General features: G+C 41.9%; 7 protein-coding genes. 4 read left to right on the forward strand and 3 right to left on the reverse strand.

The window, feature by feature from the left end; genetic code table 11:
- Positions 1-157 precede the first annotated feature (157 nt).
- Positions 158-790, reverse strand: coding sequence for an HD domain-containing protein (locus IQ274_RS21050; protein ID WP_163927323.1), 633 nt, complete (start codon positions 788-790; stop codon positions 158-160).
- Positions 791-1,367: 577 nt separating this feature from the next.
- A complete protein-coding gene (gene purH, locus IQ274_RS21055) occupies positions 1,368-2,888 on the reverse strand; it encodes a bifunctional phosphoribosylaminoimidazolecarboxamide formyltransferase/IMP cyclohydrolase (RefSeq protein WP_194143321.1) in 1,521 nt (506 codons plus the stop codon).
- Between the two features lie 274 nt (positions 2,889-3,162).
- On the opposite strand from purH, the gene IQ274_RS21060 reads away from it, so the two are divergent.
- On the forward strand, positions 3,163-6,345 hold the full coding sequence (locus IQ274_RS21060) for a hypothetical protein (RefSeq protein WP_194143322.1): 3,183 nt from the start codon (positions 3,163-3,165) through the stop codon (positions 6,343-6,345).
- Entirely contained in the window at positions 6,345-10,295 is a 3,951-nt protein-coding gene (locus IQ274_RS21065; protein ID WP_194143323.1) for a helicase-related protein, read from the forward strand. The genes IQ274_RS21060 and IQ274_RS21065 overlap by 1 nt, the downstream gene beginning before the upstream one ends.
- 382 nt (positions 10,296-10,677) lie before the next feature.
- On the opposite strand, the gene IQ274_RS21070 is transcribed toward IQ274_RS21065, so the two are convergent.
- Positions 10,678-10,944 (reverse strand): hypothetical protein, encoded by a 267-nt coding sequence (locus tag IQ274_RS21070; protein ID WP_175586497.1) that lies wholly within the window; start codon positions 10,942-10,944, stop codon positions 10,678-10,680.
- 350 nt (positions 10,945-11,294) lie between these two features.
- Here IQ274_RS21070 and rpaB point away from each other — a divergent pair, with 350 nt between their 5' ends.
- Together rpaB and IQ274_RS21080 are read left to right on the forward strand one after the other, a co-directional pair.
- The gene (rpaB, locus tag IQ274_RS21075) at positions 11,295-12,020 is read left to right on the forward strand and encodes a response regulator transcription factor RpaB (RefSeq protein ID WP_190937321.1); all 726 of its coding nucleotides are present in this window, start codon (positions 11,295-11,297) and stop codon (positions 12,018-12,020) included.
- A gap of 153 nt (positions 12,021-12,173) precedes the next feature.
- Positions 12,174-12,812: a glutathione S-transferase family protein gene (locus tag IQ274_RS21080; protein WP_194143324.1), complete on the forward strand. Its 639-nt coding sequence runs from the start codon at positions 12,174-12,176 to the stop codon at positions 12,810-12,812.
- The last annotated feature ends 470 nt before the right edge of the window (positions 12,813-13,282 follow it).

Here is a 13,282-nt window from a genome sequence, read left to right on the forward strand (position 1 = left end):
GTTCTGTCAAAGAGATTTTTGTAGTGACCCATGCTACGAAGCGGTCTATGATGACCAAGGTTGGGACGGTCTACTACTATTTCTAAGATACAAGGTTGGGTGCAGCGATAGCGTAACCCAACATAAATATGTTTATATATTTAGGCTTAGAAAAAATCTAATAATTTTCAGCGCGAAAATCTTGAGTAATTAGGGCAGCATCATCTTTAAGATATCCTGCTGTCACACAATCATCAATCAATTGCAGGACAAAGGGCCACAGTTCCGGCGCACCTGTTTCTACTGGTGCTACCCGTTTCATCACCTGATTGCGGCTAATGCCATGAATACGCCAAGTCCCACCCTGAGTTTGCTGATTATGCAGCAAAGGCTGTATACGGTCTAAGGCTGCGGCAAATTTGGCGGTGGTTGTTTCTCCTGCTTCAAACTCATCCCAGAGTAAACGCAACTCGTTACCTTGGTCTGCTGGCAAAAGTCCGAATAAACGCAATGCTGCTTGTGCTTCTCTTACTGCTTTGCTGTCGTTACCCTGCATATCGTAACAAAAGGTGTCACCTGCATCAATTTCTACCAAATCGTGGATTAGCAGCATTTTGATGGCATGGAATATCTCAACACCCTCTGGGGCATAATCTACTAAGGCGATCGCCATTACAGCTAAATGCCAAGAGTGTTCTGCACTATTTTCTCGGCGTGACCCATCCATAAGTAGGGTTTGCCGCATTATATGCTTCAATCGATCAATTTCGATGATGAATTGAATTTGTTGAGTCAGCCGATTGATTTGCACCTGAATTTCTGATTTGGTGTGAGGTTTACTGGATTTCAGACTGTAGCTGATTATCTCAATAATTCCAGAGGATCTGCAAGTGATCGTTTTTACATACCAATTAAAAAACGCCTGGGAGTGTTGCCGTGTTTCCACCCCAGGCGCTCTTTATTTTTAACTTGCTCCTCACACAGCTAAATACTATCACTGGTTCAATGAAAAGGCGATTAAAGTCAGTGACACTTTTAAAACCGTACCAACAATCCAATTTTTTATATATAAATTAAAAAATGCCCGGGAGTGTTGCCGTGTTTCCACCCCAGGCATTTTTTATTCTCAACTTGCTCCTCACACACAAATAAACAATATCACTACTTCTATCTGATGGCAAGTATATTGAGTGACATTTTTAAAACTGCACAAGCAATCCAATTTCTGAACAATTAAAAAGCGCTTGGGAGTGTTGCCGTGTTTCCACCCCAAACGCTTTTTATTTTTAACTTGCTCCTCACACACGATTAGATAATATCATTGCTTCAATCATAAAGAAAGTATATAGTGTGACACTTTGTAAACCGCACACTCAATAAGCAATGATTTAGTGTAAAAAGTGACGTACACCAGTTAAAACCATCAGCAAACCCAATTCGTTAGCAGCTTTGATTGAATCTTTATCGCGCAGACTTCCCCCTGGTTGGACAATGGCTGTAATTCCTGCGGCTGCGGCTGTTTTGACGGAATCATCGAAGGGGAAGAATCCATCGCTGGCGAGAGTTGCACCTTTGGCTTTTTCTCCAGCTTGTTCTAAGGCAATTTTAACTGAGCCGACGCGGTTCATTTGACCAGCACCTACTCCTAGTGTAGTGCGATCGCTTGTCACAACAATGGCATTAGATTTAACGTGTTTGCAAACTTTCCACGCAAACAGCAGTTCGGCTAATTCGCTGTCGGTGGGTTGACGTTCAGTGACTACTTGCCATTGATTGGTGTCAGCAATTATATCATCGCTAGCTTGGACAAGAAAACCACCTGCAATCGCTTTCACTGTATCATTAGGACCACTGCTCAAATCAGCTAGAGTCAAAACCCGCACGTTAGATTTCTTAGCCAGGATTTCTTGAGCTTCGGCTTCACAACTTGGTGCAACCACACATTCTAAAAATGTTTTGGTTAATTCGCTAGCTGTAGCTGCATCAATCGGACGGTTGAGTGCGACAATTCCACCAAAGGCAGAAGTAGAATCAGCATTGAAAGCTTTTTGATACGCTTCAAAAATACTGCTTCCCAATGCCGTACCACAGGGATTCGTATGTTTGATAATCGTTGCTGCTGGGGTATCTGTGAACTCAGCAATAATTCGGCGTGCAGCTTCTAAATCAACTAAGTTATTGTAACTAAGTTCTTTGCCTTGAAGTTTCGTTGCAGCTGCCCATCCCGTTGGAGTAGTACCAGTTTGATACCAGGTGGCGGGTTGATGTGGGTTCTCGCCGTAACGCAGAGATTGTAATTGTGTGCCGCTAAGGGTGTACTGCTGTGCTTCTGCGAGATAAGATGCGATCGCTTGATCGTAACTAGCTGTATGCGAAAATCCTTTTAAAGCTGCCTTTTGCCGAAACTCTAGGGATGCTACGCCGTTATTTTGCCGCAATTCCTCCAAATACTCGTCATACTGTGCCGGATCGCATAATACAGCCAGATGAGCGAAGTTTTTCGATGATGCCCGTAACATAGCAGGGCCACCGATATCAATTTGTTCAACAGCTTCTAATAATGTCACCCCTGGTTTAGCGATCGTTTCCTCAAAGGGATAAAGATTCACTACCACTAAATCAATCGGGCGAATTTGGTTATTTTCTAAATCTGTAATATCTTGGGGAACATCTCGCCGCGCCAAAATTCCGCCATGAATTCGGGGATGTAGGGTTTTGACTCGACCACCTAAAATTTCTGGAGAACCTGTGTAATCTGCAACTTTGGTGACAGGGAGTCCCGCATCTTTGAGTGCTTGGGCTGTTCCCCCACTGCTGATTAAATCAAAGTCGAATTCTTCAACCAAGCTACGGGCTAGGTCAATTATACCAGTTTTGTTAGATACACTCAGCAGGGCTAGACGCGCCATTGATCAATTCCTCAGATGTTAGGTTGTGAAGCAAAGGATCTCAAGTTTTGCATAAGCCTTGGTTTACTTCAATACTGCTAATACCAGCAAATAAATTAACTTTTCAATGCTGCTTGTGCAAAAAGTTGAAGTGAACCATTAATTATAAGTGTGAACTATGGGGAGCTTGACAGATATGACACATTCAAGCTATCAAAAGAAATGAATCCATCTGCCCAGACTGTGAAGTTAAAGCAGATGAAGCAGTCATAAGACTGAAAATTAAGGAAAAAATATGCCTTCAAAAGAAACTGGCGCTCAAGTTGATGCACGGTCTCCGAAGCCGTCTATTGACCTTGCTACACCCATAGAATTACTCACTAAAGCTATTCCTCCCAACAGTAATCAGGCAAATACTGACCAGCCAAATCCTAAAGGGATGCCGCTGTTTGAATTTGATGACAAACAAAATAAACGCCTGAGAATAAATACTTCAGCTGTTCTGCGTCGGTTATTTACACAGCCTGACTTCCAAGAAGCTTTCAACCCAGCTAGAGGCGGTGGGTTTATTCAAAACTTGCCAATGCCAGCATTCGGGAATAGGTCGCGCATTGGTGGCTGTTTGAGTGTTGGCAATGCAATAAAGTTACCCGGTGCAATAGACAAATTAATTGCTGCTATCGACCAAGCATTAGATACTGCATTACCTTCTGATACTTCATTATTGACATTGCTGTTAGATGATCCCGATAAGCAACTCAAACAACTTGCTACACATGCAGGTACTAAGTTTCAGAATTTAACTAACACTGCTAACCTCGTACCGATAAAATTTCAAGCAGGAGATACCAAGCCTAGCAAGTCTGACAAAGTTGTTGCCAAAGTTATTTCTGCGCGTGAACGAGTAGAAGGAACTGATTATTTTGACCAAATGTGTAGTGCAGTTGCCGAGCATTTGGAAAATCAGTATGACTGCGATGAAGATGATATTGATTCAGCGATCGCAACATTGGAAGCCGAGAGAGACAGAGAATATAGCCAAATCCAGCGTTTTTTGAATTTTTTAGACGATGAAGCCTTGTCTAGAGTCCGATTGACTATTACCTTTCGGATTATGGAAGCGATCGCAGACAATGCCCGCTCAAAAGATCAACTAGAGTACAAACTTTTGGCAGAATATGTCAATCGAGTACTTGTTTTGGTTACGTCCTCTAAAGAACATGGCTATACCGTTGATTTAACTGCTCATTTCGCTAATAGTGCTGTGGAGTTTGATTTGTCAGATGAACTGAGCAAAGTAATATTCTATTCTTGTCTACCTGTTTGGCCTGAGTGGAAAACCCAAATCTTCGAGCAAAAGACTAAAAATCAAGTTGACCGTGAGGTAAGCTATCGTTTTCGAGTCAATGGACAAAATCCAGAATTGGGCAAACCCGCTTTTGAAGTGCGACTGGATCAAATTGCAGAAGCCTTACTAAGTAACGATCAATCTTCCCTACAAAAACCTTGGTTGATATGTCGTCGTTTAGCTGAACTTATCTTTTTAGACATTGTTGTTCCCAAAGATGCTGAAGAATCGCTAACTCCAGAATCACTAACTAATAAAGTAGTTCAACTCATCGAAACTCTGAAATCGGGCAAACAGGCAGCTATTAGCCAAACTTTACAGGAATTACGGGAACGCGCCAAAGTCATGAATTCCATTGCAACGGCACTAATGAACGTAGTCCGTGACAAGAGTCAAAAAGTAATTTCTCAAGTTCAGCATCGTTCCTCCCAACAGTTTATCTGTGTGAAAAGAGGTATCTTTCAGTGGACGCGACTAATAGGAGCAGAAGAAGGCGTAAGAGATTTACTTGTGGGGTCACAACAAAGTTCCCGCGAACAGGTGGAATGGTTCAAACATATTGAAATTTGCGATCAACCAGACACATTCGGATTACTGTTCTCGGTTAAAGTTACTGCCGAGCTTTCGGAATATGACTTAACAACTCAAGGCGCAGCAAGTAAATTAGAGGCAAAACGTTCATTACCAGAGCGACTTCTGCAAATTTGTTGGGTTCCTCGTTCTTTTCGCAAGGATCAAAACCGTCAATGGACTTATGAATATTCGAGAAATGCTTCTAAAGCAGCAGGATGGGTATTATCAGCCGCAATTATAGTGGAATACGATGTTGAGACCGTAAAGCGGCGACCAGATACAAAAGGTTCTGAAGAAAGTAAGCAGTATCATGCGGCTGGAGTTACTGCCTTTGCTGTGCTAGTTTACTGCTGTTTGTGGCGTATCATCAAACGATTGCAACAAGGTGATAACGGCAAATCGGTTGATTTCACAACTTTAATGCTGAGGCTGCAAGAATTTGGCAAACAAAGTGATGACAGTAGCGGTGATGCTTATATATATGCAGCAGCCCAAACTTTAGAAGCAATACTGGCTGAAGATACTCCTATCAGAATGCAAGGGCTGGCTCTAGAAAATATTGCCCAACAAGACCAAAAAGCAAAATTTACAAAATCCGGCACTTTTAATGCTCTGTTAAGTGCATTTCCACTCTTCATCAGCACCCCAAGCGCTAATTCAGCACCCAAGATTGGTTTAATTTCCTATGCCAGTCGTCCTTGTGATGAAGAAACTTTTCTGGACAAAGGTGAAAAGGGCTATCTTTTTCTCACTCAAAGTTATGTTGCGACAGCAGTTAATCAACCATTTTTAGGCTATGAACTGAAAAGAGAACGGATGAAGTCTGATGTACTGGATTCTTCAAAAGGGTTGAAAAAGCAACGCTTACTCCAAGAAGAAATTAGTTACCTAGAAAGCCTTGGTTGCCAACACATTATTTTATTGGCTCATGCCTATGGCGATCGCCGAATTAATCGAGCCGCAGATTACAATTCTTCTTTGATATCTAAAGAATTTTTAGAACAAGTTTTTGAAACTTTTCCCAATCTCAATATTTACTCAATGGTGCGGGATGTATTTCCTGCTACTCGTTTGCATAAGCGCGGTTATAATGAGGCGGCGTTTGAGATTTTGCAAGCTGGAGATCATACAGATTTCCAACGCTCCGTTACCGCAGAATACTTTCGTGATTTGATTCCGGTTTATACTTTTGCCACCCTTTTTGCTGTTCAAGAAACACAGCGCCCACAATCTGGTTTTTGCATCTATTTCCTAGTATCAGATGGGCAAGTCCGCGATATCAACTGGACTGAACGCGCTCGTCAACATTTGATAAATCCAGAACATAATTCTCCTATTCATCCCTGCTTAATAGCTGTATTGCGGGGATTGCATTTTATCGAAGCTGAAAAAGGTCAACTTATCCCAGTCCTTGACCCCTTCAACTGGATTTCACCTACCACAGTTGAAGGGGCTGGGGAGGTTAAAGTCTTACATAATCGTCGCAAAGGACAGGTATTACTCAATTATCCTGCCTTACTCACCCACGTTTCTCAAGTTCTGCGCCGGAGGAAGTGATGGATTTGTCTTTTTTAGAACAGGCTTCCATTTGGGGGCAGGTATTTGAAATTGCTGTCAAACGCGGTGTTCTGCAACACTTAATTCAGCAAAAATTGGTCTTGGACGATCATCCGGTTCTGCAACCTTGGCAATCCGTAAAGAATGCAGATGTCTACCACCAACTGGTAAAAGCACTCAAACTGACAGATCCGAATACAAAAGAATGGGTAGAGACGATGCTGCGTCATCTGCTAGTACTCGGCTATGGTTTAGGTTGGACAACAATGCGAGAGTGTCTCAAACACATCAAAAAGAGTGGAATTCGTAAAGCAAAGCTAGAAGCAATTTGGTGTCCGTTGACATTGCCAACACAGGAAATGCAACGGGATGAGGAAAAAGAAGAGACAGCAAAAGCATTTCAAGCAGCTTTCAATTTACCAGGACAACCAGACGAGAACTTGGTAAACCGAGGACAACCCGCCAGAGCCGATTTTATCTTATGGCTATCGGACGAATCTATTTCCCATAGACGAACAGAGGATTTGATACTTTCTAAACCAGATAAAAGTTTATTCTCCAAATCAAAAGACCTCAAACCCAAAAAAATCGATAACTTAATTCTTTGTCTGGAATTTTCTTATAACGCACCGATCAAACTAGCAGATTTTAGAACCGAAGCCCCTCATCGAGAGGAAATGAATCGCTATTACCGTTACATTGAATCACGGGGTGTCTTTTCTAGAGTTTGTGCAGAGGTTGAGGGTGAAGAGTTTTTGCCTTCATCAAAGCTGAAAAGTCATCTATCAGCATTTAGTGGTAAAGATAAACCATTATTCAAGCTCTGTCAGGGATCATCTTACACTGAGCGCTTGATTCGTTTGTTGTACTCGCATCAGCGCTTAAAAGGAAGTTGTAGTGGTAGAGCGATCGCTGTAACATCCAATGGTCTTGAAAGTCTTGCCGCTCACTTTCTGGATATGGAACCAGAATCAGATCCTAGAGCCAAGCTGATGAAATCATTAGGAGAATCATATCGCCAAGCTCGCAAACTCAGCGATGATGCACCCAATGAACTTGAAACAGAGATTCGTTTGGTGTTCAATAAGCTAGTGCGCTCACTACCCTCTGATTTCAAAACGCAAGCAAAGCGTCTTGCTGAGAACCCAACTCCAGGAGGACATCTTCACTTTCTATTTCAGGAGAATGTGAAAGGATTCTACAACCCAATGGATGAAGTGAGTAAGGCTGAGGCGATCGCTGCTGTTGAAGAGAACGAAGCATTATTTGACTTTTTTGGCGAAAATCCTCAATCACAAATCGAACAAGCTCTTAATCAAGTCAATCCACACAACGAAAAAATTCCTTTGCGACAGGTTCACCAAGCAGCAGTTATCGCAGGGCTGAATGCTGCTCAACTAGGTAGAATCAATGTCATAGCTTTGGAAGGAAATCCTGGGATTGGTAAAACCACTGCTGTGATGCAATTTCTTCAGCAACATTCTCAAGGCTTTTTGTTTCTTTATTTGAGTCCACGAGTGGTAATTAATCGGGATGTTACTGACAAAATTGCCAGAAACAACGGTAATGCTACTGGAATATTGACCCTCACTAGTAATGCCAATTTGATTGTTTCAGCACCTAAGTGGTACGAGCAACAGGCCAAGCAAAATGGCTCTCAACCTCGCCGTGTTGATAGTGCCGTTGTTGTCGATGGCTTTGAAAGGCTCAACCATCCTGATTGCAGTATTCTTTTCCTCACTCCAGAACAAGAACAGGAGATTGATTGCAATGTAGTCGCCTCTACTCGGTCTAAACGTTCTCTCAACGAACGCGAAGATAGCGTAGAATCTCCCAAACGTCCCGGTGTACTACGTACCCTAGCAAACTCTGCTCGAAAATTACTAGAAGCTAATCCGCGAGTTAATCGCTTAGTTATGACTGCTGCCATTCAAGGTTATCGAACGCTTAACGAATCAACTACAGTTGATGCCTTGAGCAAGTTGTTTTCAAAGCCAGCTAATACCAAGCCAGGAAAGAATGAACGTTCAGCATTTGCCGCCAGAATTCCTACTATTATCGTCATGGTAGATGAACTGGCGGGCGATGGTGCAGGAGCGCCCTTTGTCCATAAGTTAGCAGAATGGTTGCACCAGCAGTTTCTCGATCCGTTTGAAACAACGCCGTCTCCGTTTAGGATTATTCTGATTGTTGCCGATGCCTCACTGAGTAATGAGGTTGTGTTGAATAGTTTTTTAAGTTCAGGTGATCGCGCCCCTGACAAGGTGTTAATTAGTCAAAGTCAAGGTGAAGCACCATTTCGGGTGACAGGCACTTATACCAAAGTAGGCCCCAGAAAGCACCCAACGCTCCACGTTATGACAAATAGTTACCCCGCTAAAAAACTCGATATTGACTATAGTATTAGGCTGTCTCCCGTTACACCAGGATTAACTAGTGATGGGACAAAACAGACAATTCGACAAGCCATTCGAGAGCAATTAGAAGACCAGTTGCTAATGAATGCCTACTTGGAAATCGAACGCGGGTTACAACAGGGAGCGGAGCAGCTAATTTTCTTTGCTCAAGACAAAGCTTTCTTACGTCACTTGCAAGAGAAATTGACCAGTGGTAAAGATGCTCTGGTAAACAAGGGACAGGTAGCAGTTTTGGATCAAAGCGTCCCAGCTAATAAGCGATTGGAATTAGTAAAAGAACCACAACGCGATCAAATCCGAGTTTTCTTGATGACTTCTTCAGGAGCAAGAGGTGTTTCTTTCCCAAAAACAGATTGGATTATTGCAGCAATTCCCCGATTTAATATTGAAGCCGCTTTAATGGAAGTCGCGCAATTAATTTATCGGGGTCGAGGAATGTATACAGATCCAGAAACCGGAATGCAAGTTTCTGGAGATTACAAAGATAGACGGTTGGTCATGCTAATCAATGATTTCATCATTGAAGGAGAAGACATTGACCGCAAACGATTATGGTTGCGTCAGTCAAGCGATTTATTGACTTTGCTGGTAATGCTGCGCTCTACAATTCACACTCGTATTAAAGGAGATGCTGGACTCAAGTACAAGCGAATCGCATTTGTTCCAGTGGGATTAATTGGAGATGAGGAATTGTTGAGATTAATGTCTGATGAGGTCTTAGATTTCCTCCATGAAACCAAAGTTTTTATCCGCGATAATTACTCTCAAGAAGCAAAAGCTATTGCGATCAAAGCAGCCAACTTAACAGAACAAATTTTTAAGCACTTGAATTTGACAGGACAAGCATCAGACCGGAATGCTAAATCCTATGCGAATTACCAAACCCTGGAAGCATTAGTCAAAACTGTTTCTAGGATGTCGAGTCGGTTATTGCCATCTTTAGATAACCACGAACTACAAATACCAGATGGATTAACTTGTATTGGCCCTTTCTGGATAGAAGATTGGAGCGATCGCCAAACTGAGGAAAGATTTAGCTTTGAGGGATGGAAATCTTATATTCAACAAAATAGCAGTAATCTTTTAGGACTACTACAACGAATTTATGAAGATAACAAGTTTCCACCAAAACTCAAACGTCCGGCAAAGGAACTCTATAGGCTATTGATTCGGAAACAGGAGGAATCTGTTCTTGAATATTCAACACTTCAAGCGTTAAGAACTAAAAACATAGTTGTTGGCTTACCTCTAGATTATCCGCACTTCTGGAATGAACACTCAGAAGACAACATTCGTCAACAGGAATTAGAAGACCCCCTAACTTGGAGAAATGCTTTAGGACGCTCCCTAAACCCTCAAGGCTTGATTATACCTGTGGTAGCGCAGTATCGAGAATTTCCTTGGGTAGCTGTAGCAGGTCGACGAATTTATACACAACTAGAAACAGTTTTTAGCGATCGCTACTTTATGGCATCCAGTGAATTAAATCTTCTTAATACAATATTGCTTGAAGATGAAGCAGATAACAAATAGTTAATATATGCTTAGGAATTACTTAGCGCAAAGTCAAATTTTCAACCAAACTATAAGAGTAAAACACATATATACTATACAATCCCTTATTTGTATAGAAAAAGCATAGGTATCTCGCCCGTCTTTTAACGGGCAAGATTCCCAAGCCATAAGCTGTTTCAAAACAGTATTGAATGAATCTCGTAAATAATTGCTAGCTTTGAGCCGGGCGATTACGCCAGAAATACAGTTAACTTGACTAAAAGATGGATAAACCACCTATAGATCCAATCAATCCAAGTCAAAATCAAAGATAAATTCGGAATTACCTTAAAGTCTTGAGGTTGACAAAGTACCTATACGTTAAAAGCTTTATAGCAGTTTCAACAAGCACAGTTGACAGTTATCCAAAATTACAAAAATCATCTACGCGGATATCCCGCCAAATATCAGAAATCTGCCAGCCGGAATTGCCAACAGATTGGACTATGGGATTATCGCGCAATGGAATGTAGTCGGGTTCTCTCGGCTCTGGAATCGCTACTGGTTGCTCATCAACCACAGGGGGTGAAAAATTGACGGTATCAGCTTGAAGATTTTGGTCTTCAGCGTCTTGGATTTCCATCATTTTCTTCAGGGTCAGCGTGTCAGATTTTTTGATGATCTTCATATCTATTAATTAAAAGTTTTCATTCACTGAATATCAAAGCCATAGAATTGGCTGAAAAGTCGGATGACAACAGAGTTGTAAAAAGTCGTGGGTAAAATGAGTGTTAATAATTGCACGGAATAAACAAGATACACTAAATCTATGGAAAATACGAGTCCCCTGCTGAGGAATTTCTTAATTGAGTGCAAATCTCTTTTTCGTGCAGATGCCTTAGCATAATTTTGCACAGATGGTTTGAGCAATTTACACTACTGCTTTAGAGTAAGTCCAAGGCCGTTTTGTGTTTTAGACTCAATCAAGCCTGATAATAGAGGGTTAAGAGTTCTCGCTGTAAAGGAGCATTGAGAAACTTGTCAGGTCATAAAGGAAAAATCCTGGTAGTAGACGACGAAGCGAGCATACGTCGGATTTTAGAGACGCGTCTTTCCATGATTGGCTATGATGTCGTCACAGCTAGCGATGGTGAAGAAGCTTTGTCAACTTTTCGTGTATCCACTCCTGACTTAATAGTTTTGGATGTGATGATGCCAAAGCTCGATGGCTACGGTGTATGCCAAGAATTACGGAAAGAGTCAGATGTACCAATTATTATGCTTACAGCCTTGGGAAACGTAGCCGATAGGATTACTGGGCTAGAGTTAGGTGCTGATGACTACATGACAAAGCCTTTCTCTCCCAAGGAGCTAGAAGCTCGGATTGCCTGCATACTAAGGCGATGCTTCCATAAAACTAGTGTCAATACCACTCCTAATTCCACGATCATCCATGTGGGCAATCTCAAAATTGATACAAATAAGCGGCAAGTCTATAAAAATGAGCAACGCATTCGCCTGACAGGTGTGGAATTTAGCTTACTAGAGTTGTTAGTGAACAATTCTGGAAAAGTTTTTTCCCGATTAGAAATGTTGCAACTATTGTGGGGTTGCGTACCAGGACTTCATTTAGACACCCGTGTAGTAGATGTGCATATCTCCCGGTTGCGGACAAAGGTAGAAGATGACCCCAACTTACCAGAGTTGATTATCACAGCAAGAGGTAGTGGTTATTTTTTCCCACGAATTGTTGAATCACAGTAGGAGGAAATTGAAGAAGAATTCCGAATCCAGAAATCAGTGCTTGATTTAGCTCTACGCAAAACAAACCATTAGATAGATGAAGAATTAGTCAGCTGATGGTAGTTTCAGATGATGAAAAGTCAGTAATAACTCCATTGTAAAAAAGTAGCTATTATGATTGTTGTCCATCATCTTAACAACTCGCGATCGCAGCGCGTGCTATGGCTGCTTGAAGAATTAGGGATCGATTATGAAATTAAGTTCTACGAACGCGACCAGAAGACGATGCTGGCACCGACATCCCTGCGTGAAGTCCATCCCCTCGGCAAGTCACCAGTAATCACAGATGCAGGAAATACTGTTGCTGAGTCGGGCGCTATAATTGAATACATCGTCGATCGCTATAGCAATGGTCAGCTAATCCCGCCATCTGGTACACCAGAGCGTCTGCGCTACACTTATTGGCTGCATTATGCCGAAGGCTCTGCAATGCCACCTCTGGTAATGAATCTCGTCTTTAACCGTTTTGGTGTAGGAGACAGCGTAAACGAAGGATTTATCGCACCCCAGATTAAGCTTCACTTTGACTATATAGAAGGTGAACTTCGTAAAAGTACATGGTTTGTAGGCGAAGAATTCACCGCCGCCGATATCCAAATGAGCTTTCCTTTGGAAATAGTCGCTATGGAAGCCGAACTCATCTCAAGCCGACCGAAAATTAAACAATTTATCGAGCGCATCCATGCGCGGCCTGCTTACAAACGCGCTCTTGAACGTGGGGGCAAATACGACTTTGCTAATAGCATTCAATAATTCGGCGTTGCATATTTGCGGTATGGTTTTACCATTTTTGTGGGATGGGGTATCTTGCCCGTTCATTGTATTTCCAGGCGGGCAGGATGCCCACCCCACAAGAAGAATCATCCCTTAATTCAGCAATGCCAATAATTTTTGTACCCATTTCAGATAATTAGAAACTGGTTAATGTTGCATTTAGAACATCATCATTTGCATCTTCTTGTAATTCAGTAGAAGTTGCCAGGAACTTTTGGAATTATTTTCAGAAGTTAGATAAAAAACAGCCACCCCCAATTCCACAAATCCTGCTGAAGCAGCAACAGCTTTTACATTTATAGGCATTAACTAGCAGTTTCTCCAATCAGTGCCGTAGTTCCTTGAACGTCCGGTAGATTGGTAAAGATTGTGGTATCATTGCACCACAATGATACCGTAATTTTGTCTAGATATAGAATTCTATCGCTCTGCCAACGGTAGATTATTTC

The organism is Nostoc sp. LEGE 12447, assembly GCF_015206985.1.
Taxonomy (GTDB): Bacteria; Cyanobacteriota; Cyanobacteriia; order Cyanobacteriales; family Nostocaceae; genus Nostoc.